This is a genomic window from Paraburkholderia terrae, assembly GCF_002902925.1.
Taxonomy (GTDB): Bacteria; Pseudomonadota; Gammaproteobacteria; order Burkholderiales; family Burkholderiaceae; genus Paraburkholderia; species Paraburkholderia terrae.
The window spans coordinates 1,674,180-1,696,647 of the sequence record NZ_CP026113.1 but is presented as its reverse complement, the minus strand read 5'-3'; the positions used below and the strand labels follow the sequence as shown (position 1 = coordinate 1,696,647).

At 63.1% G+C, this 22,468-nt stretch carries 22 protein-coding genes; 16 read left to right on the top strand and 6 right to left on the bottom strand.

The genetic code is table 11. The features are described from left to right. Positions 1–305: 305 nt before the first annotated feature. Both C2L65_RS37310 and C2L65_RS37305 read right to left on the bottom strand, forming a co-directional pair. Positions 306–1,139, bottom strand: a complete 834-nt coding sequence (locus C2L65_RS37310; RefSeq protein ID WP_042308622.1) for a universal stress protein — start codon at positions 1,137–1,139, stop codon at positions 306–308. A 25-nt stretch (positions 1,140–1,164) separates the two neighbouring features. Further along, complete coding sequence (locus C2L65_RS37305; RefSeq protein WP_042308620.1) at positions 1,165–2,004, bottom strand: universal stress protein; 840 nt, start codon at positions 2,002–2,004, stop codon at positions 1,165–1,167. Between the two features lie 258 nt (positions 2,005–2,262). Here C2L65_RS37305 and C2L65_RS37300 point away from each other — a divergent pair, with 258 nt between their 5' ends. Both C2L65_RS37300 and C2L65_RS37295 read left to right on the top strand, forming a co-directional pair. Further along, positions 2,263–3,303, top strand: a complete 1,041-nt coding sequence (locus C2L65_RS37300; RefSeq protein WP_042308619.1) for a zinc-dependent alcohol dehydrogenase family protein — start codon at positions 2,263–2,265, stop codon at positions 3,301–3,303. Between the two features lie 67 nt (positions 3,304–3,370). Continuing rightward, positions 3,371–3,841, top strand: a complete 471-nt coding sequence (locus C2L65_RS37295) for a universal stress protein (RefSeq protein WP_007579421.1) — start codon at positions 3,371–3,373, stop codon at positions 3,839–3,841. 66 nt (positions 3,842–3,907) lie between these two features. Here the strand turns inward: C2L65_RS37295 and C2L65_RS37290 are convergent, their stop codons facing one another. After that, positions 3,908–4,606, bottom strand: a complete 699-nt coding sequence (locus C2L65_RS37290) for a SagB/ThcOx family dehydrogenase (RefSeq protein ID WP_042308617.1) — start codon at positions 4,604–4,606, stop codon at positions 3,908–3,910. Between the two features lie 154 nt (positions 4,607–4,760). Here C2L65_RS37290 and C2L65_RS37285 point away from each other — a divergent pair, with 154 nt between their 5' ends. Together C2L65_RS37285 and C2L65_RS37280 are read left to right on the top strand one after the other, a co-directional pair. After that, entirely contained in the window at positions 4,761–5,456 is a 696-nt protein-coding gene (locus C2L65_RS37285) for a CBS domain-containing protein (protein WP_042308616.1), read from the top strand. Between the two features lie 282 nt (positions 5,457–5,738). Next, positions 5,739–6,485: a glucose 1-dehydrogenase gene (locus C2L65_RS37280; RefSeq protein WP_042308615.1), complete on the top strand. Its 747-nt coding sequence runs from the start codon at positions 5,739–5,741 to the stop codon at positions 6,483–6,485. Between the two features lie 18 nt (positions 6,486–6,503). On the opposite strand, the gene C2L65_RS37275 is transcribed toward C2L65_RS37280, so the two are convergent. Beyond that, a complete protein-coding gene (locus C2L65_RS37275; RefSeq protein WP_042308614.1) occupies positions 6,504–7,895 on the bottom strand; it encodes an aminotransferase-like domain-containing protein in 1,392 nt (463 codons plus the stop codon). A 396-nt stretch (positions 7,896–8,291) separates the two neighbouring features. Between C2L65_RS37275 and C2L65_RS37270 the strand changes: the two genes are divergently transcribed. Genes C2L65_RS37270 through scpA form a run of 10 tightly spaced genes read left to right on the top strand, consistent with a single transcriptional unit; the run spans position 8,292 to position 18,149 of the window. Beyond that, positions 8,292–8,774: an MSMEG_0572/Sll0783 family nitrogen starvation response protein gene (locus C2L65_RS37270; protein ID WP_012403844.1), complete on the top strand. Its 483-nt coding sequence runs from the start codon at positions 8,292–8,294 to the stop codon at positions 8,772–8,774. 18 nt (positions 8,775–8,792) lie between these two features. Further along, positions 8,793–9,812 (top strand): Nit6803 family nitrilase, encoded by a 1,020-nt coding sequence (locus C2L65_RS37265; RefSeq protein ID WP_042308611.1) that lies wholly within the window; start codon positions 8,793–8,795, stop codon positions 9,810–9,812. After that, positions 9,781–10,914 (top strand): MSMEG_0568 family radical SAM protein, encoded by a 1,134-nt coding sequence (locus C2L65_RS37260; RefSeq protein ID WP_042308610.1) that lies wholly within the window; start codon positions 9,781–9,783, stop codon positions 10,912–10,914. Before C2L65_RS37265 ends, C2L65_RS37260 begins: the two co-directional genes overlap by 32 nt. Before the next feature lie 2 nt (positions 10,915–10,916). Then, a complete protein-coding gene (locus tag C2L65_RS37255) occupies positions 10,917–11,480 on the top strand; it encodes an MSMEG_0567/Sll0786 family nitrogen starvation N-acetyltransferase (protein WP_042308746.1) in 564 nt (187 codons plus the stop codon). Further along, the gene (locus C2L65_RS37250; RefSeq protein WP_042308608.1) at positions 11,477–12,463 is read left to right on the top strand and encodes a sll0787 family AIR synthase-like protein; all 987 of its coding nucleotides are present in this window, start codon (positions 11,477–11,479) and stop codon (positions 12,461–12,463) included. The genes C2L65_RS37255 and C2L65_RS37250 overlap by 4 nt, the downstream gene beginning before the upstream one ends. Next, complete coding sequence (locus tag C2L65_RS37245; protein WP_042308605.1) at positions 12,460–13,632, top strand: MSMEG_0565 family glycosyltransferase; 1,173 nt, start codon at positions 12,460–12,462, stop codon at positions 13,630–13,632. Before C2L65_RS37250 ends, C2L65_RS37245 begins: the two co-directional genes overlap by 4 nt. A gap of 23 nt (positions 13,633–13,655) precedes the next feature. After that, entirely contained in the window at positions 13,656–13,940 is a 285-nt protein-coding gene (locus tag C2L65_RS37240) for an MSMEG_0570 family nitrogen starvation response protein (RefSeq protein ID WP_042308604.1), read from the top strand. A 20-nt stretch (positions 13,941–13,960) separates the two neighbouring features. Beyond that, the gene (locus C2L65_RS37235) at positions 13,961–15,253 is read left to right on the top strand and encodes an MSMEG_0569 family flavin-dependent oxidoreductase (RefSeq protein WP_042308601.1); all 1,293 of its coding nucleotides are present in this window, start codon (positions 13,961–13,963) and stop codon (positions 15,251–15,253) included. Between the two features lie 2 nt (positions 15,254–15,255). Further along, positions 15,256–16,071, top strand: coding sequence for a Pnap_2097 family protein (locus tag C2L65_RS37230; RefSeq protein WP_042308599.1), 816 nt, complete (start codon positions 15,256–15,258; stop codon positions 16,069–16,071). After that, positions 16,068–18,149 (top strand): methylmalonyl-CoA mutase, encoded by a 2,082-nt coding sequence (gene scpA, locus C2L65_RS37225; protein ID WP_042308598.1) that lies wholly within the window; start codon positions 16,068–16,070, stop codon positions 18,147–18,149. The genes C2L65_RS37230 and scpA overlap by 4 nt, the downstream gene beginning before the upstream one ends. 40 nt (positions 18,150–18,189) lie before the next feature. Here scpA and C2L65_RS37220 read toward each other — a convergent pair whose 3' ends face one another. Then, a complete protein-coding gene (locus C2L65_RS37220; protein WP_042308596.1) occupies positions 18,190–18,516 on the bottom strand; it encodes a hypothetical protein in 327 nt (108 codons plus the stop codon). 123 nt (positions 18,517–18,639) lie between these two features. Then, the gene (locus tag C2L65_RS37215) at positions 18,640–19,353 is read right to left on the bottom strand and encodes a FadR/GntR family transcriptional regulator (RefSeq protein WP_007731599.1); all 714 of its coding nucleotides are present in this window, start codon (positions 19,351–19,353) and stop codon (positions 18,640–18,642) included. Positions 19,354–19,531: 178 nt separating this feature from the next. Here C2L65_RS37215 and C2L65_RS37210 point away from each other — a divergent pair, with 178 nt between their 5' ends. After that, positions 19,532–21,058: a UxaA family hydrolase gene (locus C2L65_RS37210; RefSeq protein WP_042308745.1), complete on the top strand. Its 1,527-nt coding sequence runs from the start codon at positions 19,532–19,534 to the stop codon at positions 21,056–21,058. 136 nt (positions 21,059–21,194) lie between these two features. Continuing rightward, a complete protein-coding gene (locus tag C2L65_RS37205) occupies positions 21,195–22,172 on the top strand; it encodes a 2-keto-3-deoxygluconate permease (RefSeq protein WP_042308594.1) in 978 nt (325 codons plus the stop codon). Positions 22,173–22,468: the final 296 nt, after the last annotated feature.

The following is a 22,468-nucleotide window of genomic DNA, read 5'->3' as shown; positions in this document are numbered from 1 at the left end:
CGACGACTGCGGCCAGGCCACAGGCGAGCGCGGCAAGTTGCGCCCGGGCAACGCGTCGATGCGCGAGAGACTTGCTGGCGATGTCGAGGTCGACTTTCATCCGTGCCTGCCTCGCGATAAAGACGGACGGCGCGCGACGCTTCGTGACGAATGCCGACGTCATGCGAAGCGCGCTTGCGTGGCGCTGACATTGTGCGCCGCTTGTGCGTGTTTGCATCCGTTCGCGCGCGGCGCGCTCAGCCTGCGCGCTGCCGCGCCTGTCCGCCGCGTGGCGTCCCGCCCTCGACGCCATCTTCACGTGCCCGTCAATGTGACATCAGCACGGGCACCGTCATCGATTCCAGCATCGTCCGCGTGACGCCGCCGAATACGCGCTCGCGCGCGCGTGCGTGTCCATACGCGCCCATCACCAGCAGGTCCGCGTGCAGGTCGGATGCGCGGTTGAGCAGCGTCGCGCCCGCGCCGACGCCCGTATGAGGCGGCGTCGTCGAAAACGACGCTCGAACGCCATGTACGTCGAGCCATGCGGCGACGTCGATGCCTTCGGGCGCATCCCGGTCATGCTGCGCACGGTGCCGCACGATCTCGACGCCGACATGGCGCGCGCGTTGCAGCAAGGGCATCGCATCAGCGGCGGCGCGCGCTGCTTCACGGCTCCCGTCCCACGCGACCAGCACGTTTTCGCCGAGTGTCCGCACGTCGCCCGCATACGGAACGACGAGCGCGGGGCGGCCTGCGCCCAGCACCAGATCGCCGACGAAGTGCGGCGCGACGAACGAAGCGGGATCGTTCGGGTCTTGCTGGCCGAGCACCAGCAGATCGGCGTGCCGCGCATGCAGCATCGCGACGTCGAGCGCGGGTCCGGGCGGCGCGCGCCATTCGGCGCTGCGGCCGGCGCGTTCGGCGGCGGCGAGAAAGGTGTTCTGCGCTTTCTCGCGGCGCTCGTCTGCGTGCGCTTCGAGCTGCCCGAACGACAGCGTCTTGTCCTGCCGGAAGACGGGCCTGAAGAGATCCTGGCAGACCACGTACAGGCCGATCAGATGCGCATCCCAGCGCTGCGCGAGTTCGAGCGAGAGGGCGATGCGCGTGTCGCTGCGGCGGCTATCGTCGATATGGACGAGCAAGGTCTTGTAGCTCATGTCAGTTCCTTTTTCAGCGAAACGCTCAATGCGACAGCAGCACGGGCACGGTCATCGACTGGAGCACGGTGCGCGTCGCGCCGCCCAGCACCAGTTCGTGCAACCGGGAATGCGCGTAGGCGCCCATCACGATCAGATCGCAGCCCGATTCCGCCGCCTGCGACAGCAGCACGTCGCCGATCGGCGTGTCGCCGCTGGTGGACACTTCGCGCACGTTCACCTTGACGCCATGACGCGCGATGGTCAGCGCAATGTCGGCGCCCGCAATGCGCCACAACGGCGGCTCGTCGCGTGTTGCGTTGACGGTGAGCAGCGTGACGTCGGCGGCGTGCGACAGGAAGGGCATCGCGTCGTGAATCGCGCGCGTGGCTTCGCGGCTGCCGTCCCACGCGACCAGCACGCGCTGGCCGAGCGTGGCACGGGGGCCCGTCGACGGCACCAGCAGCACCGGGCGGCCCGCCGACATCAGAAGATGCTCGACGAACTGATCGGCGATGAACGATTCGGGGTCTTGCGGATCGGTCTGTCCGGCGATCACCAGATCGGCGAGATGCGCGTAGGGTGGCACGACGTCGTTTGCATAGCCCGCCGCCGCGATCCAGCGCGCGTCCACTTTCGCGCGCGCGGCTTCCGCATGGAACAGGCGGTCGAGCGCGGCACACCGTTCGTGACGCTGACGCTCATGCTCCGCATAGTAGGAAGCCGTGCCCGCCATCACGAATAGCGCGTGTGGATCGGGCAGGTAAGTCGTGAAGAGGCCCGTCAGCCTTGCATGAAACTGATGGGCGACACGTAACGCGAGTTCGAGGCGCGGATGCGCATGAACGCCCGTATCGAGTTGCACGAGGATACTCTTGTAACTCATCGCCGTTACTCCAGAACAGAGAGACGTGGGGCGGGCATCAGCCCGCGATGCAAATGAGTCTACGGGGCGCGTCGCCATTGCGATTGATGCAGATCAAGCGGTGTCGCATCGCGGATCGCGCAGCTGTTTGCGGGGCGATTGATGGACGTAATGAGCGAGGTAGTGAGCGACGTATTGATCGACGTCAAGCGCGACGGCGCGCATGCGTCTAGATTGGTCTGTGTGAATTGCTTCATTCCTTCAATGGAGGACTCTGTCATGAAAGCACTCGTTTATCACGGCCCCAATGAGAAATCGCTCGACGAACGCCCGATGCCCGAACTCGCGGCGCCAACGGATGCCATCGTCAGGATGACGCGCACGACTATCTGCGGCACTGACCTGCACATCCTCAAGGGCGACGTGCCGACCTGCGAGCCGGGGCGCATCCTCGGCCACGAAGGCGTGGGGGTCGTGCATAGCGTGGGCAGCGCGGTGAGCGGCCTCGCGGTCGGCGATCACGTGCTGGTGTCGTGCATTTCGTCGTGCGGGCGCTGCGACTATTGCCGGCGCGGCATGTACTCGCATTGCACGACGGGCGGCTGGATTCTCGGCCATCGCATCGACGGCACACAGGCCGAATACGTGCGCATTCCGCACGCGCAGACGAGTCTTTACCGGATTCCCGCGGGCCTCGACGAAGAGGCGCTGGTGATGCTGTCCGATATCCTGCCGACCGGCTTCGAATGCGGCGTGCTCAACGGCAAGGTTCAGCCGGGCAGCACGGTGGCCATCGTCGGCGCGGGGCCAATCGGGCTTGCGTCGCTGTTGACCGCGCAGTTCTACTCGCCGGCGCAGATCATCATGATCGACCCGGACGCGAACCGGCTCGAAGTGGCGCAACGTTTCGGCGCGACGGAGTGCATCGACAACAGCCACGCGGATGCCGTCGCGCAGGTCATGGCGCTGACGGAGTCGACAGGAGTGGATTGCGCGATCGAAGCCGTCGGCGTGCCCGCGACCTTCGAACTCTGCGAAGCGCTGATCGCGCCCGGCGGCACGATTGCGAACGTCGGCGTGCATGGCGTGAAGTGCGATCTGCATCTGGAAAAGCTGTGGGATCGCAACATTTCGATCACGACGCGTCTGGTCGATACCGTCAGCACGCCGATGCTGATGAAAACCGTGCGCTCGGGCCGCCTCGATCCAAAGCAGCTGATTACGCACCGCTTCGTGCTCGATGACATGCTCGCGGCGTACGAGACGTTCTCGCATGCGGGGAGCACGCATGCACTCAAAGTGCTGATCGAAGTATCTTGACGCGTGCGCTTTTTATTAATTAGCAGCCTCGCGTTCCAGCCTTTCGAGCATTCCAAGGAGAATCAACATGTACAAGAAGATCCTCGTCGCAGTGGACGGCAGCCACACATCGAAGCTGGCCGTGCAGGAGGCCGTGAAGATGGCATCGCTCACGAGCGGGACGGTGCATGCCGTCTACGTCGTCGATAAATCGCCCATCTTCAACTACGCCGGTTATTTCGACCCGACCGTGCTGACGGACGCATTGCGCAGCGACGGGCGCAACGCGCTGGAAAACGTCGAGGCCACGTGCAGACAGTCGGGCGTCGCGTGCGCGAACGAACTGGTGGAGACCGAGCCGCTCAACGACGATATCGCGCAGACGCTGCAACGTTGCGCGGAGCGCCTGGGCGCGGAACTCGTGGTGCTCGGCACGCACGGGCGGCGCGGCATGAAACGGATCGTGCTGGGCAGCGTCGCGGAACACTTCGTGCGGATTGCGACGTGTCCCGTGCTTCTGGTGCGCGGCAGCGACGAGAAAGATGAAGCGGGGCAGTAGAGCGTACTGAGATAGATGAATGACGAAAGCGCCGTCCGCGTCAGCGCGAGCGGCGTGTTCGCATGGTCAGAAAAAGGTCGTCGCAAAGTCTTCATCGGATGGGCGGTGTTCGTGGCCCGCCGCGAAGTGCCCGACCGTCTGAGCGAGCAACGCGACCGATCCGACGGGCAACTTCAGGTTGACGGCGAGCGCCGTGCGATTCATCCAGCCGCGCGCGGCAGCCGCCAGCCCCGTCGATGCGCAGAACAGATACACGTTCTGCAGGATCGCGCCCGCGCTCGCCGATGCAAAGGCTTCACGCTGCGCAGGCGGAACGTCCTGCATGCGTGTCAGGTCGGCGACATACACTAGATTGACGGGCGCGTGGCCGAGGAATTCCTGATAGCCCGTCATCGCGCGCAGGTCGGCGGCGGCGACGAGGGTAAGCGCATGCGCGACGGGATCGTAGCGATACGCGCCGCTGGCGAGCAGCACGTAAACGTCGATCTCGTAGCCGGCCAGCGCCGACGGCGCGGTGCGACCGTTACCGCGCGCGCGGTTGATGCCGTCGGCGGCCCACAGCAGATCGCCGAGCGTGCCGTGATCGAGTGGCGTGTCGGCGAACTCGCGCGACGTTTGCCGTGCGGCGAGCGCGTCGAGCAAGGGCATGCCGCCTGTGCGTTGCGGGGGCGCGAAGCCGATATACGGGGCAGGGGTGCCTTCGACGGGCCGCGGCGCGGGCGTGTTGAGCAGTGCAGAACCGATGCGGAAGAGAGGTTTGGTCATGGCGTGCCGTCCGCGCATGGAAGGCGACTTCCGCATGCGGACCTCCGAAAGAACGTGAGTCCATCGTCCCACGCTTCGGATCGCGCCGGTTGATGCAGGTCAAGCGCTTCCGCTCCGGGAGGCACAAAATAGTCAGTGTGCCAAGGAGAAAACCATGTTAGCTATCGATGTCATGACACCGTCCGTCATCTGCGCGAAACCGGAAATGACCGTGCAGGAAGCCGCGAAATGTCTGGTCGAAAACAGGATCAGCGGCATGCCTGTCGTCGACGCAAACGGCGCGCTGGCGGGAGTCCTGAGTGAAGGCGACCTGCTGCACAGGGTCGAGACGGGAACGGAGAAACGGCGTTCGCGCTGGCTCGAACTCTTTTCGTCGACGCGCGATCTGGCCAGCAGCTTTGTGAAGGAGCACGGACGCATGGTCGCCGACGTCATGACCACGACCGTGGTCACCGTCGACGAGACAACGCCTGTCGCCGACATTGCCGAACTGATGGAGACGCGCCGTATCAAACGCGTGCCCGTGATGCGTGACGGCGCGCTGGTCGGCATCATTACGCGCGGCAACCTGATTCGCGCGCTGGCGAGTACGGCAGCGCCGGCGCAGGCGCAAGACACGCCGTCTGCGGACGACCGCGAAATCGCCGATGCCATCGTCGCTGCGCTGAGCGACAAACGCTGGGCCTTGTCGAAGGGAAACGTGATCGTCAAAGATGGCGTCGCGCATCTGTGGGGCGTGATCGAATCCGAAGCAGAGGAACGCGCGCTTTGCATCGCCGCACTCGAAGTGAAGGGCGTGAAGGAAGCGCGCGCCCATCTGAGCTATCCGACCATCATGCCTTTGATGTGACGATTGCATGACGTTGCAATCCGCCGTGATGCGCGCGGCGAAGGGTCCACAAACGTTTCGGGCCCTTCGCCGCGCGTTTTCTGTTTCCAGGGCTAGAATCCACAGCGGGCGGCTCCAGTATCCAATCCGTTTTCGATTGTTCGCCAGATCCCGCAAGTCAATTCGCCTTGAGCCGCTTTATCGCGGCGAATCGTCTGTCTACATTCTCTCCATCGCAGGCCGGCTGGTTCGAAAAGCCGCCGGCCCCGTCAAACGGTATCGAATCGATTGAGGAAACAGATCATGAGCAAGCTTGCAGGTAAGGTCGCTGTCGTCACGGGCGCGTCGAAAGGAATCGGCGCTGCTATCGCCAAGGCGCTGGCAGCGGAAGGCGCATCCGTGGTCGTCAACTACTCCAGCAGCAAAGCCGCTGCTGATGCAGTCGTCGCCGACATCAACGCAGCGAGCGGCAAGGCGATCGCAGTCGGCGGCGACGTGTCGAAGGCAGCGGACGCACAAGGCATCATCAATGCCGCTGTCGAAACCTACGGCCGTCTCGACATCCTCGTGAACAATTCAGGCGTCTACGAGTTCGCACCCATTGAAGAGTTCACCGAAGACCAGTTCCACAAGCAGTTCAATATCAACGTGCTCGGCCTGCTGCTGACCACACAGGCAGCAGTCAAACATCTGGGCGAAGGCGCGAGCATCATCAACATCAGCTCGGTGGTGACGAGCCTTACGCCGCCGACCAGCGCAATCTACAGCGGCACGAAAGGCGCCGTCGACGCGATCACGGGCGTCCTCGCGCGCGAACTGGGGCCGAAGAAGATTCGCGTCAATGCAATCAACCCTGGCTTCGTCATCACGGAAGGCACGCACGAAGCAGGGATTGCCGGCTCCGACTTCGAAACGAACGCGGTGAGCCAGACGCCGCTTGGCCGCGCCGGTCAGCCGCGTGATATCGCAGCGGTTGCCGTGTTCCTGGCATCCGACGATTCCGGCTGGCTGACGGGTGAACACGTCGTCACAAGCGGCGGTCTGCGCTGATTCACCTTCAACACGCGGTCACATCATCGGCATATGCAGATGATGTGGATCGCTCAAGGTTTCCGCGACGCGCTGCAACGCGTCGCGGCAATCGTTTCTGTCCTGCGGGCCGCCAAGACACACGCGGATCGTATTGGGCGGGTTTCCATCGGTCGAAAACGCCGCGCCCGCCACCGCTCCCACGCCCTGATTGCGCAATTGCAGCGCCAGCTCCGGCGCGCTCCAGTCGCACTGCGGCGGAATCGGCAACCACAAATGAAAGCCGTCGGACTGCGTTTCGTAATGCCAGTCGGCGAGTTCCTGTGACGCAATCGCCTGGCGCGCGTTCGCTTCCTTGCGGATCGCGTTGAGCATCTCGTGCGCGGTGCCGTCGTTGACCCATTGCGTTGCGAGCAGCACCGTGAACGGACTCGGCATGACGGTCGTCGCGCGCAACGCCCCCGCGACGCGCTGCGTCTGCCTTGCTGTCGGCGCGCGCAGATAAGCGACGCGCAACCCCGCGCCGAAGGTCTTCGAAAAACCCGTCACATACCACGTCAGTTCCGGCGCGAGCGAGGCTAGCGCAACGGGCTTGTTCGCCGGCAGCCAGCCATACGCATCGTCTTCGATGATGGGGACGCTGTAGCGCAACGCGACATCGGCGAGCGCTTCGCGTCGCTGCGTCGAAAGCGTCAGCGTGCTCGGATTCTGCAAGGTCGGGTTGCAGTAGAACGCACCGGGCTTTTCGGTCTTGCACAGCGCTTCGAACGCGTGCGGCAACGGTCCTTCTTCATCGCGCGGCAGCGGCTGCAAGCGCACGCCGAGTTGCGACGCGATCGCCTTGATGCCGGGATACGCGAGCGTATCGAGGCAAATCGTTTCGCCCGGTCTCGCGAGTTGCGACACAAGCGCGACGAGCGCGCTATGAATGCCGGGACACACGAGCACGGTATCGTCTTCGCAATCGGGCAAGCGGTCCTTCAGCCACGCGCGGCCTGCCGCGCGGTCATCGGGTGTGCCACCGAAATCCTGATAGCGCAGCAGCCGGTATGGATCGGTTTGCGCAAGCAGATGCGCTGCCGACTTTCTCAATCGCGCCGCTAACTCTGGCGGCTCGGGCGGCATGTTCATCGACATCTCGACGCTGCTGCCGCCCGCGAGCGGCAAGGTCTGCGTGCGTCCGCGCACGAACGTGCCACTGCCCGCGCGCGCATCGAGCAGGCCGCGTTTGCGCGCCTCCGCATAGGCGCGCGCGACGGTGGTGTAGTTCAACTGCAATGCACCCGCCAGATCGCGCAAGCCGGGCAGACGGTCGCGCGGACGCAGACGACCGCTGGCGAGATCTTCCTCGATCAGATCCGGTATCACGAGATACGCCGGTTTGCGGCTTTCCGTCAGCCGCTTGAGCCAGTGATGCGCGAGACTGTCCATGCTGTTATTTCCGATTCGGATAACTTAAAAGCGTCATTCAAGGTAACACGCGAATTCCGCGAAAAATAAATCGGTTTCCATTCAATTCGAAACTTGATCGCATTGATTGGATGAATGCACGCTTGCGGGGTATCGCGCACCATCCGTACGCAAAAGACGCTGCGACGTAGTGCGAAACCGGTGCGCGCGCATCGGTCGCCAATACCCGAAAACCCCCATTAGACAAGGCTCGCAAAGAAATTTTCGGGTCGCTCGAACAATTGCGATTTGATTGATTGGAAGTTGATTGCATGAACCGGGCCGGAAATTGGCATATCCGTTGCGTTATGTGATTCGCCAATCGGGATATTTCCCGTCGAGCAATCCGATCAATTACGCGACTTATTGGAGAGCGATATGCCTGCCGTCAACAAACCGCTGCATCAGAAAGGCGACTACCTGGTCGACTACGAAGAAAAGGTATTTCCCGACGTCAAGGCCGAACCCGGCGAGAAAGCGCTCGTCACCTTTCACACGGTCGCATTCGAAGGCTCGATCGGTTTCGTCAACCTGCTGCAGGCCACGCGCCTGCAACGCAAGGGCTTCGATACGTCGGTGCTGCTGTATGGCCCCGGCGTCACGCTCGGCCTGCAACGCGGCTTTCCGACGCTCGGCGACGAAGCCTTTCCGGGTCATCTGAACTTCAACAAGCAACTCGTCAAGTTCATGGAAGAGGGCGGCAAGGTCTACGCCTGCCGCTTCGCATTGCAGGCGCTGTACGGTCATGGCGAAGCGTCGCTGATCGAAGGCATCCGGCCGATCAATCCGCTCGACGTGCTCGACCTGCAGCTTCTCCATCGCAAGGAGAACGCGCTGATCATCCATACGTGGACCGTCTGAGCGCGCCGGGTGCCGATCATGTCCGAGCAGCGAATCATCCGTGCAGCGGCGGTGCAGATTGCGCCGGATTTCGAGCGTCCCGGCGGCACGCTCGACAGGGTATGCGCCGCAATCGACGAAGCCGCATCGAGGGGCGTGCAGCTGATCGTCTTTCCCGAGACGTTCGTGCCGTACTACCCGTACTTTTCGTTCGTGCGTCCGCCTGTCGCGTCGGGCGCCGAGCATATGCGGCTCTACGAGCAGGCCGTCGTCGTGCCGGGCCCTGTCACGCAGGCCGTGAGCGAGCGTGCGCGCCGTCATTCGATGGTGGTCGTGCTCGGCGTGAACGAGCGCGATCACGGCAGCCTGTACAACACGCAACTGGTGTTCGACGTCGACGGACGTCTCGTGCTCAAGCGCCGCAAGATCACGCCGACGTTTCATGAACGGATGATCTGGGGACAGGGCGACGCGGCGGGGCTCAAGGTCGCGCATACGGGCATTGCGCGAGTCGGCGCGCTCGCGTGCTGGGAGCATTACAACCCGCTCGCGCGCTATGCGCTGATGACGCAGCACGAAGAGATCCATTGCAGCCAGTTTCCCGGCTCGCTGGTCGGGCCGATTTTCGCGGAGCAGATCGAGGTCACGATCCGTCATCACGCGCTCGAATCAGGCTGCTTCGTCGTCAATTCGACGGGCTGGCTCAGCGAAGCGCAGATCGAATCCGTGACGACGGACCCGAAGCTGCAAAAGGCGCTGCGCGGCGGCTGCATGACGGCGATCGTGTCGCCCGAAGGGCAGCATCTCGCCGAGCCGCTGCGCGAAGGCGAAGGGATGGTCGTCGCCGATCTCGACATGTCGCTGATCACGAAGCGCAAACGGATGATGGACTCGGTCGGCCACTATGCGCGGCCCGAGTTGCTGAGTCTTGCCATCAACGACCGTCCGGCGCTGCCCGTTGCGCCGATGTCGTTCGAACGCGCGGGTGCGGACACCGCGCCCGACGAAACCACGAGTGGAGGTCAGGATGAATGCCAGCGTACACCTGTCGCCGGTTGAGCCGCGCACGCAGCGCCAGTTGATGGAACTGCGCACGGAACTGCAGTCGGCGGGGCTACGCCTCGTCGATCCGAACGCGGGCGCCGCGAGCCGGCGCGGCGGCGCGGGTCCGTCGGACCACAAGGCCGTGACCGTCGACGGCGTGACGATCATGGTGCCCGTGCATACCAGCTCCGCGTGGCATTCACCATTTGTCGCCGGCGCGCCGGATGAAGCGGGCGCGAGCGCGCTGATGCGCGGCACGATTCCCATTGCCAGCATCAGCTTTCCGAAGGCGCCGCGCTTCACGCAACTGCAAACACTCGACGGCGTGCCGTACTCGCACATCGCGACGCTGCACGGCACCGACGTGCTTGCGACGACGGTGCTGCAAACCTGCATCCGCTACGAGAGCCGCAAGAAGACCTGCAAGTTCTGCGCGATCGGCCAGTCGCTCGCGGCAGGCCGCACAATTGCGCGCAAGACGCCGGAACAGCTTGCGGAAGTGGCGCGCGCCGCTGTGCTGCTCGACGGCGTGAAGCACATGGTACTGACCACGGGCACGCCGCCGACGCCGGATCGCGGCGCGCAGATCCTGTGCGAAAGCGCCTTCGCGATCAAGGCGGCCGTCGATCTCCCGATTCAGGCGCAGTGCGAGCCGCCTGATAACGACGCGTGGTTCGAACGCATGAAGGCGAGCGGCATCGATACGCTCGGCATGCATCTCGAAGTGGTGACGCCGGAAGTGCGAGCGCGCGTGATGCCGGGTAAGGCGAGCGTGCCGATCTCGCGCTATATGGAAGCGTTCAGGGCGGCCGTCGCGGTGTTCGGCAAGGGGCAGGTCAGCACGTATATCCTGGCGGGCCTCGGCGATACGGCGGAAGCCATCTTGTCGATCTCGCGCGAACTGATCGACATCGGCGTATATCCGTTCGTCGTGCCCTTCGTGCCGATCAGCGGCACGCCGCTCGAAGACCATCCCGCGCCTTCGCCCGAGTTCATGAAGTCGATCCTGGCGCCGCTCGGCGCGATGCTGCGCGACGCGCAGATGCGTTCGGCCGATATCAAGGCAGGCTGCGGTAAATGCGGCGCGTGCTCGTCGCTTGCATCGTACGAGGACTGATCATGTTCTGCGAGACATTCGACGAACTGGATGCATTGCCGCTCGACTTCACGCCCGCCGAGTATCGGGTGAAATGGGTGACGCTGCCGTGGGAAAGCAATGAAGCGTACGCGCTGCGGCGCGCGGTGTTCTGCGTCGAGCAGGGCATCTTCGTCGGCGACGATCGTGACGAGATCGACCGACACGCGAAGCTGCTGGTCGCGCTGAGTTGCATCGCGGGCGTGCCGGAGCAGGTGGTCGGCACGGTGCGGATACACGAAACGCAGCCTCGTACGTGGCTCGGTTCACGCCTTGCGGTGCATGCGGCCTTCCGCTCGCACGGCAAGCTCGGCTCGACGCTGATCCGTCTCGCTGTTAGCAGCGCGCACGCGCTGGGATGCGATACGTTTCTCGCGCATGTGCAGCGCCAGAACGTGCCGTTGTTCAGGCGCCTGCACTGGCAGACTGTCGCGGAGGAAACGCTGTTCGGCCGGCCTCACGATTTGATGGAGGCGGACCTCGCGCACTATCCGCCTTGCTTTACGCCGGAAAGCGGCTTTGTCACGTCGTCGCGAGGCCGCTCATGAGTCTGCAAGCGCTGGTCGACCGGATGCGCGCAAGCCGCGGCTTTCGACACAAGACGGATATAGCGGGCGTGGTGGCGTCGCTGGCGTCGCGTTTGCCGAACGGCACGCGCGATCTCGCGCAAGCCGTTGCCGTGGGCGACGACTGCGCGGCGCTGGCCGATGGCGACGGCTATCTGCTGTTCGCGATCGAAGGGCTGGTCAGCGATTTCGTCGAGACGATGCCGTGGTTCGCAGGCTACAGCAGCGTGATGGTCAACATCAGCGACGTGTATGCGATGGGCGGTCGGCCACTCGCCGTCGTCGATGCGCTGTGGAGCGACGGGCTCGATGCGGCTGGGGAGATTCTTGCGGGTATCGCGGCGGCATCGAATGCGTATGGCGTGCCCGTTGTCGGCGGACATAGCAACACGCGCAGTGCTGAGCCGCAGCTTGCCGTGTCGATACTCGGCCGTGCGCGCGCGTTACTGTCGAGCTTCAACGCACGACCGGGCGACCGTCTCGTGATGGCCGTCGATCTGCGCGGCCGGTTCGAAGATCCGTATCCGTTCTGGAATGCGTCGGTGGGCGCGCCCGCTGGACGTTTGCGTGACGATCTCGAACTGCTGCCGCAACTCGCGGAAAGCGGACTGTGCGACGCGGCGAAGGATATCAGCATGGCGGGCGTGCTGGGTACGTCGCTGATGCTGCTCGAATGTTCGGGCGTCGGCGCGCGCATCGATCTCGATGCGATCCCTCGCCCGGAGCATGTCGAGTTCGAACGCTGGCTCAGCGCGTTTCCGAGTTATGGCTTCGTGCTCTCCGTGCGAGAAGAGCATGTGGATGAAGTGCTCGCGCGCTTCACGCAGCGCGGCCTTGCGTGCGCGACGATTGGTGCCGTGGATGCGTCGCGCGAAGTGGTGCTCACGCAGCAGGGCGATTCGGCGTTGCTGTGGAGCTTCAAGGACAGTGCGTTCATCGGCGCGCCCGTGGGAGCGCAAGCATGAACGGCACCGCGATGCGCATTGCGCTGTTCACGCATTCCGTCAATCCGCGCGGCGGCGTGGTGCACACCCTCGAACTCGGGCGCGCGTTACATGAAGCCGGGCAGCACGTGACGATCTTCGCGCCATCCGTCGACGGCGCGCCGATGTTCCGTGCGTCGCCTTGCCGTGTCGTGCTCGCACCCGTCGCGGCGCACGGCAGCGATACGGTGTCGATGGTGCGGACGCGGATCGACGCTTTGAAAACTGCGTTGATCGAAGATGGCGCGTCCGGCTTCGACGTGCTTCATGCGCAGGACAGCATCAGCGGCAACGCGCTTGCGGAGTTGCGCGAAGCGGGCGCGATTCGCGGCTTCGTGCGTACGGTTCATCATCTCGATACGTTCGACGATGCGCGGCTGAGTGAGTGGCAGCGACGTGCGTTTGCGGACGCCGATGCGGTGTTCTGTGTGAGCGATGCATGGACGCGCAAGATGCGCGACGACTATGGCGTTGCGGCTTCGGTAGTCAATAACGGAGTCGACATCATTCGCTTCCGTTCCTCAGGCGACTCAGACGTTTGCATGAAGCTCGGCGTTATCGGCAAGCCGGTCGTACTGGCCGTGGGCGGCATCGAGGAACGCAAGAACACGCTACAACTGCTTGAGGCGTTTGCATTACTCAGGCAAACGCACGCCCACGCGCAACTCGTGATCGCAGGCGGCGCAAGCCTGCTCGATCACGATGCCTACACGCGCCGCTTCATCGCGCACGCGGCGCAACTGGGTCTGCGCATTGGACAAGGCGAACCGATCGTAATCACCGGCCCGCTCGATGACGCAGCGATCCCCGCGCTGATGCGGCGCGCCGATGTCGTTTCAATGGTTTCGTTGCGCGAGGGCTTTGGTCTCGTCACGCTCGAAGCGCTGGCGGCGGGCGCGCCCGTCGTCGTGTCGCAGATCGAGCCATTCACCGGCTATCTCGACGAACGCGTCTGCTGCTGGGTTCAACCCGATGACGCCGCCAGCATCGCCGACGCACTCCGCCGTGCGTTGCACGAACGCGGCGGCATCGACTTCGAACATGCAGTACCCGAGCTTTTTGCACGCTTCAGTTGGCACGCAAGCGCGCGCCGTCATATCGCGCTGTATGCGAGCCACGCGCAGCGCAACATGCAACCGCTCGGCGCCTGAATCTCTCAATCAAAGGAAACGTGATGCCAGTCATGCACTTCAAGGTCCAGTGGCCGGACGGCAGCGAGGCCAACTGCTATTCCCCTTCGACCGTAGTCGGCGAATTTTTCGTTGCTGGGCAACGTTACGCGCTTCGTGATTTCGTCGAGCGAGCACGCGAGGCGTTGCATATCGGCTCCGAACGCGTGCGCGAGAAGTACGGCTTCGCGTGCTCGGCGGCGATGGATCAGCTTGCGCAGATCGAAGCACAGGCGCAGCGCTTCGCCACCGATCCGCAAGCGGAAGTCCAGGTCGTCGAACTTTTGTGAACCGAACGCAGGAAAGAATCATGTCGAACGCAAACACCATCGCTCCCGATGCAACGAACGCGGCCCCCCACCATACGGTGATCGTCGTAGGCGGCGGACAGGCGGGACTGTCGATCAGCTACTATCTGAAAGAGGCGGGCATCGATCATCTCGTGATCGAAAAGCACACGGTCACGCACACATGGCGCTCGCAGCGCTGGGATGCCTTCTGCCTGGTCACGCCGAACTGGCAATGTGCGTTGCCGGGTTACCCGTATCGCGGTGACGATCCGCATGGCTTCATGAAGAAGGACGAGATCATCGCGTATCTGGACGGTTTCATCGCGATGGTCGATGCGCCCGTGCTCGAACATACGGAAGTCCGCAAGATCAGGCGCCTCGCTTCGGGCGGCTATTTTGTGTCGACTTCGAATGGCGACTTCACGGCCGATCAGGTCGTGGTGGCCTCAGGCGGCTATCACACGCCCATCGTGCCGCGTATGGCCGAACGTTTGCCTACCGATATCGTGCAATTGCAGTCGTCGCATTACCGCAATCCGCAGGCACTACCCGAAGGCGCGGTGCTTGTGGTGGGTTCGGGGCAATCGGGTGCGCAGATCGCGGAAGATCTGCATCTCGGGGGGCGCAAGGTGTATCTGGCCGTCGGTGAAGCGCCGCGTTGCGCGCGCTTCTATCGCGGCCGCGATGTGGTCGACTGGCTTGCGGACATGCGCTACTACGACATGCCCGTCGATCAGCATCCGCTGCGCGAGGGCGTGCGCGACAACACGAACCACTATGTCACGGGGCGCGACGGTGGACGCGATATCGACTTGCGGCGCTTTGCGCTCGAAGGCATGGAACTGTATGGCAGGCTCGACGATCTGCGCGACGGCCGCCTGCAATTCGCGCCGAACCTGATCGAAGCCCTTGATAGCGCCGACGACACGTATAACCGGATCAATACGAGCATCGACGGCTTTATCAACAAGCATGGTATCGATGCGCCGGCTGGGGTGCCTTACGAACCTGTGTGGCAACCCGAAGGCGAACGCACGTCGCTTGATCTCGCGGAAAGTGGTATTGCGTCGATTGTCTGGTGCATTGGTTTCAGGCCGGATTTCAGCTGGATCGATGCGCCTGTTTTCAACGGACGCGGCTATCCTGCGCACGTTCGCGGTATCACGCCGCAAGCGGGGTTGTATTTCATCGGGCTGCCGTGGCTGCATACATGGGGATCGGGCCGCTTCTCCGGTATCGCGCGCGATGCAGGGCATGTGGTCGACACGATCCGCTCGGCTATCGACGGAACGTCGACGAGTCTTGCGGCGTGAGCATGATTCAAAGCTATCGCGCGGGTATGCCGCAACTGAGCTATACGGGGCTGTCGGAAAACTGGTTGCTCAAGGAGTGCGGGCATCGCCATTGGGAGGCGCTCTCCGCACATGCGGGCCGCGAGCAAACGGACTTTCACGATGACAACGGCGGTCGCTCGTATGCGGCTTTTACGGCGATACGCTTGCACACCAGCGGCCTCGACTCGATCAGCGAAAACGACACGTTCGACATTCGCAGCGCGCTGTGCAGAACGGGACCCGTGCGCCATTTCAGCACGCATCGCATCGTGCGCGGCGACACGGAGATCGCGGAGCTGTCGATGTCATCGGCATTCGTGTCGCGCGGCGAGCAGCGCAGCAACCGTTGCGTCGCGCGCGCGGCGCTTGCGGCATTGCCAGGTGAAGTCGAGCCGATGCCTGAACGTGCATTGCAGATGATGCAGATGAGCAAGCGCCTGCGTGCTGCGGACCGCAGCGCAATACCGGACCTCGCGCCCGCGACGGACGAGCCGATCGAATTCCTGCCGTGCCCGAATAGCGATTTCAACGGCGCGGACTTTCTCTATTTCGCGAGCTTTCAGGCTTTTGTCGATCGCGCCGAATGGCAATGGCGGCGTTTCGACGAGCCGCCGGTTGTCGCTAGCCGGTCGTTGTTCTACTACGGCAATGTCGATGTGGGCGATACGTTGAGCGTGCGTATGGTCGGCAGCGCCGAAGACGAACACGGCATCCGGCACTGGACGGAAGTGCGCCGCAAGAGCGACGGCATGAAGATCGCCGATGTCACGACAGAAAAACGCTGGAGGCGCCGATGAGCACAACCCGTACACGCCGCCGCGCCGTGCCGCTCAAGCGCGTCTATACGCGTGCGGATATCGAAGGCATCGCGCATGTCGACAGCATGCCGGGCGAAGCGCCATTCGTGCGCGGGCCGTTCGCTTCGATGTACACCGAAAAGCCGTGGACGATACGCCAATACGCAGGCTACGCGCAGGCGGCCGATACGAACCTTGCCTTCCGGACAGCACTGGCCGAAGGCGCGCAAGGTCTCTCTGTCGCATTCGATCTGCCGACCCAACGCGGTTACGACTCGGACGATCCAACCGTTAGCGCCGACGTCGGCATGACGGGCGTCTCGATCGACACAGTCGAAGACATGGCACGCCTCTTCGAAGACATTCCGCTCGACCGCGTGTCGGTTTCGATGACGATGAACGGGGCCGTGTTGCCCGTGCTCGCCGCGTTCATCGTCGCAGCGGACGAAAGCGGCGTGCATGCATCGCAATTGCGAGGCACGATCCAGAACGACATACTGAAAGAGTTCATGGTGCGAAACACGGGCATCTTCGCGCCCGAACCGTCACTGCGCATCGCCGCCGATGTGGGTGCGTATCTCGCGCAACATGTGCCGCGCTTCAATGCGCTGTCGGTATCCGGCTATCACTTCCAGGAAGCGGGCGCGGACGCCGTGCTCGAGCTCGCGCTGACGATGGCCAATGCAAGAACCTACGTCGACACGCTCGTCGCACGCGGCATGCAAGCAAACGATGCGTGCGAGCGCATGAGTTTCTTCTTCGGCATCGGCACGGATTTCTATGTCGAGGTCGCGAAGCTGCGAGCCGCGCGGCTGTTGTGGTCGGAAATTGCGGCGCAATGCGGTGCAACCTCGGATAAAGGCCGCGCGCTGCGCATGCATTGCCAGACTTCGGGTTGGTCGCTGACGGCGCAAAAGCCGATGAACAACGTCGTGCGGACGACGGTCGAGGCACTCGCGGCGGTGTTCGGCGGCACGCAGTCGTTGCACACCAACGCGTACGACGAGGCACTGGCGCTGCCCTGCCCGGAGTCTTCCCGGCTCGCGCGTGATACGCAACTGGTGCTTCAGCATGAGACGGGCGTATGCGATGTGGTCGATCCGTGGGCAGGGTCGTACATGATGGAAGCGCTCACGGCTGATATTGCAAGCCGTGCGCGAACCGTACACGATGAGATTGACGCGAGCGGTGGTGTCGTCGAGGCGATACGTTCGGGATGGATACGCGCGCGCATTCACGAATCGGCGTTGCGCGTGCAGGCGGACATCGAAAGCGGGCAACGCGTGATTGTGGGCGTCAACCGCTTTATGACGGATGACGAAGACGAGCCGCCTGTTACGCATGCACTGGACGCTATGCAGATTCGCACGCTACAGGCCCGCCGCATCGCGCAGGTGAAGCGCTCTCGCGATGCAACGCATGTGCGCGACACGCTCGCCGCGTTGCAACGGGCGGCACGCAATGGCGAAGGCAACCTGCTGGAACTGACCATCGAATGCATACGCGCCCGCGCGACAGTCGGCGAGTGCACGCAGGCACTGGAGGCCGTGTGGCCGCGGCATGTCGTGGATTTGCCGATATCGGCGCGGATGTATGGCGAGATGCAGTCGTCCGACGCCGAATGGGTGACGGCCCGCGCAGCCGTGGAACGTGTAACGAAGCACCTGGGGCGTGCGCCGCGCATCTTGCTGGCGAAGCTCGGACAGGACGGCCACGACCGTGGCGCGCGTGTCGTTGCTGCCGCATTGACGGACGCCGGCTTCAAAGTGACAACGGGCGCGATGTTCGCGTCGGCAGAGGAGGTGAGCGAACTGGCGTTGAAGCATGACGTCGATGTGATCGGCGTGTCGTCGCTTGCGGGCGCGCATGTCGAACTGGTGTCGGGGCTGCTCGACGCATTGCGCAAGCGGCGCGCACGTATTCCTGTCGTGATCGGCGGAAACATCGACGCCGTGAGTTGGCATGCACTGAAGGAGCGAGGCGTGGCCAGATGCTTTCCGACAGGCGCCAGCATCCAGACGATCGTGACGGAACTGGCGGCGCACGTCCGCGAGATCGATTTCGCAGCGGTGTCATAGCGAAACGACTCGCCATGACACTCGCACGTGGGATGTTCTATCAATATCCGTAGCCGCCCTGGCAAGGCACATAGGCGCGTTGATAGCTGTCGTAGCAAGCGGCCGACTGCGGTTGCGAATAAGCCGGTTGCGCGTACACGGGTTGTTGATAAACAGGTTGCTGATACACAGGTTGCGCGTACGCGGGCTGCGCATTCGCAACCGACGTCACGAGCGCACCGAGCACTGCGCCTCCGATCAGCGCCCCCACGATGGCGCCGCCATCTACGCCGCCACCACGGCCCCAGCCGCCGCGCTCGTGCGCCGATGCCTGCTGGGCCACCGACAAGCTACCGATCATCAACAAGACAAGCGCTGCGCGTTTCATGATTTGATTCTCCGCTTTCCGTTTAACGGGTTCATGGAGATCATCATAATCAGCACTCGATGAAATAACTTATGCAGTTGGTAACCGCACATTTCCGCACTTACAAATTCGGCAGCGGTTCGCTCAGACGTTGAACTGCCTCCCGACATAGTCGATGTGCATGTACATGGCCTGTTGCGCCGCATCCGGATTACCTTCACGAATCGCGTAGTAAATCGATTCGTGCTGGCGCAAGCGGCTGCGTGCCTGCTCGGCTGCATTCGCGTTGTTGACGGTGGCGTCGTACGTGTTGCTCGCAATGTGTTCGCGCAGCATGCCAATCACGCTCGCATAGAACTGATCGAGCAGCCGGTTTTGCGACGCTGCAACGAGCGCCGTATGGAATTCACCATCGGTTGCGGCTTCTTCATCGACGTCCTTGCCTGCAACCGCGTCGCGCATGCGTTCGAGCACAGCCTCGAAACGTTCGAGTTCCCGATGGGACGCACGTTGCGCAGCGAAACGCGCGGCGGCGCACTCGAACACCAGTCGGAACTCAAGCGTCTCCGAACGCAGCGGCGGGGTATCGGCGATGAGCTGAAGCCACGGCGCCGCCAGCGCCGCTGGCTTGCTGCGCAGCAGATAGACGCCGCTACCGCGTCGCGTTTCCAGAAGACCTCGGGTTGCGAGGCGTCCGATCGCTTCGCGTACCGTCGCGCGCGACACACCCAACGACTCCGCGAGCGTACGTTCCGACGGCAAGCGTTCGTCAGGCTGCCAGCGACCTGCCTGAATGCCTGACTCGATGTGGCGGATTGTCTGCGCCAATGCGCCCGTTGCTTTCAAACGACTTTCCACTTTTCATCCTTCATCAGCCACACGGGAAGGGCCTGTTTTCAACCCCATCAAAAGTGGCCTGACCAGTTTGCGTGTCATACCGGGCCGACCGCAATATGAGTCCGCGCCGGCAAACGCTCCGCACTTCAGCAGAGAGCGTCGCCTGCCCCAACCCACAATCCGAAACAGGAGGACCATGATGAGCCAGGTCACACTCGCGATCAAACTGCACGACAACGACGATGTACTCATTGCGCGCGGCGCGCTCACCGCCGGCACTATTCTCGCTGATTTCGACAATCTCGTTGCATCGGCTGACATTCCTGCGGCACACAAGATCGCCTGCCGCGACGTTGCACAAGGTGCGCCCGTGCGGCGCTACGGCCAGATCATCGGCTTCGCGACGCAGCCGATTCGCGCAGGCGATCACGTACACGTTCACAACGTGTCGATGGGCGACTTCGCGCGCGATTACGCGTTCGGCGAAGACATGAAGCAGGTCGATGCCGCTACAGTGCCGCTCACGTTCAACGGCTTCCGGCGAGCAGACGGCCGCGTCGCGACCCGTAACTACATTGGCGTGGTCAGCACCGTGAACTGCTCGGCCACCGTCACGAAGCTGGTCGCGCAGCACTTTGCACAGCCGGGCGCGCTCGACGCGTTTCCGAACGTCGACGGCATCGTGCCGATCACGCATAGCTTCGGTTGCTGTATCGACCATCACGGCGAGGGCATCCAGCAACTGCGTCGCACGGTTGGCGGATATGTGAAGCATCCGAACTTTGCTGGCATCGTCATCATCGGGCTTGGCTGCGAAGCGAACCAGATGGGCGCAATGTTCATCGCCGAGGGCGTCGAGCCGGGGCCGCTGCTGGTGCCGCTGGTGATGCAGGAAGAAGGCGGTACGCAAAAGACCGTCGATGCCGCCATCGCCGCAGTCAAAAACATGTTGCCTGTCGCAAACCAGGCCGTGCGTGAGCCGGTTCCCGTTTCGCACATCAATATCGCGCTGCAATGCGGCGGCTCTGACGGCTATTCGGGCATCACGGCGAATCCGGCACTGGGTGCGGCTGTCGATCTGCTGGTGCGGCACGGTGGTACGGCGATCCTGTCGGAAACGCCGGAAATCTATGGCGCAGAACATCTGCTGACACGTCGTGCCGTGAGCAAAGAAGTGGGCGAGAAGATTGTCGAGCGGATTCACTGGTGGGAAGACTACGCGAAGCGCGAGAAGGGCAGCATCGACAACAACCCGACGCCGGGCAACAAGGCGGGCGGCCTCACGACGATTCTCGAGAAGTCACTTGGCGCGGTTGCCAAGAGCGGTTCGTCGCCACTGATGGGCGTGTACCGCTACGCCGAGCCGATCGATACACACGGACTCGTCTTCATGGACGCGCCGGGCTATGACCCGATGGGCGCGACCGGACAGATCGCGAGCGGCGCGAATCTCGTCGTGTTCACGACGGGGCGCGGCTCCTGTTTCGGCGCCAAACCTGCGCCGTCGATCAAGCTCGCGACGAACTCGACCATGTACAAGCGGATGGCCGATGACATGGACATCAACTGCGGCGACATCATGGACGGCACCGTGAGCGTGGAGCAAAAGGGCGAAGAAATTTTCCGGATGATCCTCGACGTTGCATCGGGCCACAAGAGCAAAAGCGAAGCGCTTGGCGTTGGCAACGAGGAATTCGTGCCCTGGATGATTGGCGCGCAGATGTAAAAGCCGCGCGCATCAGGTCGCGCGATGCGCATTCGTGCGGTGTAGCTGGAGCCTCCGGTTTCCGGCGCACCGCACGCCGCAAGACAAATGCTGGTCGGGCCATGTCGACCCCGCGCCAGGATCAAGGAGACTCGACATGAAAATCAAACAGGCTATCGAACGCTTTCCGGGCGGCATGATGGTCATTCCTTTGCTCTGGGGTAGCCTGCTCAACACCTTCGCACCGAAGGTGTTGGGTATCGGCAGTTTTTCGACCCAGCTCGCGCATGGCGCGCTGCCCATTCTCGCTGTGTTCTTCGTTTGCATGGGCGCCGAGATTCAACTGCGCACAGCGCCCCGCGCGCTGAAGAACGGGGCCGCCATCACCCTTGCCAAGCTCGCGAGCGGCGTGCTCATTGGTTTGCTCGTCAGCAAGGTATTCGGGGCGAGCGGGTTTCTCGGTCTCTCCGGCATGGCGATCATCGCCGCCGTGACGAACGCGAACATGGGACTGTACGCAGCGTTGACCCGGCAGTTTGGCGACGAGGTCGATCGGGGCGCGCTCGCCGTCCTGTCGATCCTGGAAGGGCCGTTCGTGACCATGCTCGCGCTGGGATTGTCCGGGTTGGCAAAGATCCCGGTTCTCGATCTCGTTGCAACCGTGCTGCCGATCGTCATCGGCATGGTGCTGGGAAATATCGACCCCGACATGCGCAAGTTCCTCAAGTCAGGCGGCGATTTGCTGATCCCGTTCTTTGCGTTCGGTCTCGGCGCGCAAATCAATCTGCACGCCATTCTCGGCGCGGGCTTGTCGGGGATCGTTCTTGGTCTGATTACGCTCGGGGTCGGCGCGGTATTCAACGTAATCGCATCGCGCCTGTTCGGTGGTTCTGGTGTGGGCGGCGTAGCGTCGGCTACGACGGCGGGCAACGCGGTTGCGACGCCGACTGCGATTGCGGCCGTCGATCCTCATCTCGGCGCACTGGTCGCGGTGGCAACGCCTCAGATCGCCGCATCCACGATCGTCACCTCGCTGCTCGCTCCATTGCTGACGGCCGCGTATGCACGCTGGCGCATGCGCCGGCTGGGCAGGGTTGCGGATGATGTAGCAGTCGTCGCGCACGCCGACGTGTGAACACAGCGGGCGCGTGCCGCGAAAGGGCGCGAATGCGCTAATGCTGTTGCCACATCGAGGCGCAATGAAAAAACCCCGACGCCTGTGGGCGCCGGGGTCTAGTGCTTGCCACGCTCGATACATCGTTGCTGCAGGCTCTGCGGGTTGAAGGCTCGTGGCCACGGGCACTCACGCAGTGATCCCAACGCGCTTCGTTAAAAGGAGGAAGGAAATGCTCGAAGCGCGTTGAGCGAATTATTCGTGTGTAGCCGTGTTTCGTACAGCAGCAGTTGACGATGATTTCAGCGCAGCAGATG

Bases quoted from the DNA above. Each gene is read 5' to 3' on its own strand.
- C2L65_RS37310 (WP_042308622.1), bottom strand. From the start codon at position 1,139: ATGAGCTACAAGACCTTGCTCGTCCATATCGACGATAGCCGCCGCAGC.
- C2L65_RS37305 (WP_042308620.1), bottom strand. From the start codon at position 2,004: ATGAGTTACAAGAGTATCCTCGTGCAACTCGATACGGGCGTTCATGCG.
- C2L65_RS37300 (WP_042308619.1), top strand. From the start codon at position 2,263: ATGAAAGCACTCGTTTATCACGGCCCCAATGAGAAATCGCTCGACGAA.
- C2L65_RS37295 (WP_007579421.1), top strand. From the start codon at position 3,371: ATGTACAAGAAGATCCTCGTCGCAGTGGACGGCAGCCACACATCGAAG.
- C2L65_RS37290 (WP_042308617.1), bottom strand. From the start codon at position 4,606: ATGACCAAACCTCTCTTCCGCATCGGTTCTGCACTGCTCAACACGCCC.
- C2L65_RS37285 (WP_042308616.1), top strand. From the start codon at position 4,761: ATGTTAGCTATCGATGTCATGACACCGTCCGTCATCTGCGCGAAACCG.
- C2L65_RS37280 (WP_042308615.1), top strand. From the start codon at position 5,739: ATGAGCAAGCTTGCAGGTAAGGTCGCTGTCGTCACGGGCGCGTCGAAA.
- C2L65_RS37275 (WP_042308614.1), bottom strand. From the start codon at position 7,895: ATGGACAGTCTCGCGCATCACTGGCTCAAGCGGCTGACGGAAAGCCGC.
- C2L65_RS37270 (WP_012403844.1), top strand. From the start codon at position 8,292: ATGCCTGCCGTCAACAAACCGCTGCATCAGAAAGGCGACTACCTGGTC.
- C2L65_RS37265 (WP_042308611.1), top strand. From the start codon at position 8,793: ATGTCCGAGCAGCGAATCATCCGTGCAGCGGCGGTGCAGATTGCGCCG.
- C2L65_RS37260 (WP_042308610.1), top strand. From the start codon at position 9,781: ATGAATGCCAGCGTACACCTGTCGCCGGTTGAGCCGCGCACGCAGCGC.
- C2L65_RS37255 (WP_042308746.1), top strand. From the start codon at position 10,917: ATGTTCTGCGAGACATTCGACGAACTGGATGCATTGCCGCTCGACTTC.
- C2L65_RS37250 (WP_042308608.1), top strand. From the start codon at position 11,477: ATGAGTCTGCAAGCGCTGGTCGACCGGATGCGCGCAAGCCGCGGCTTT.
- C2L65_RS37245 (WP_042308605.1), top strand. From the start codon at position 12,460: ATGAACGGCACCGCGATGCGCATTGCGCTGTTCACGCATTCCGTCAAT.
- C2L65_RS37240 (WP_042308604.1), top strand. From the start codon at position 13,656: ATGCCAGTCATGCACTTCAAGGTCCAGTGGCCGGACGGCAGCGAGGCC.
- C2L65_RS37235 (WP_042308601.1), top strand. From the start codon at position 13,961: ATGTCGAACGCAAACACCATCGCTCCCGATGCAACGAACGCGGCCCCC.
- C2L65_RS37230 (WP_042308599.1), top strand. From the start codon at position 15,256: ATGATTCAAAGCTATCGCGCGGGTATGCCGCAACTGAGCTATACGGGG.
- scpA (WP_042308598.1), top strand. From the start codon at position 16,068: ATGAGCACAACCCGTACACGCCGCCGCGCCGTGCCGCTCAAGCGCGTC.
- C2L65_RS37220 (WP_042308596.1), bottom strand. From the start codon at position 18,516: ATGAAACGCGCAGCGCTTGTCTTGTTGATGATCGGTAGCTTGTCGGTG.
- C2L65_RS37210 (WP_042308745.1), top strand. From the start codon at position 19,532: ATGAGCCAGGTCACACTCGCGATCAAACTGCACGACAACGACGATGTA.
- C2L65_RS37205 (WP_042308594.1), top strand. From the start codon at position 21,195: ATGAAAATCAAACAGGCTATCGAACGCTTTCCGGGCGGCATGATGGTC.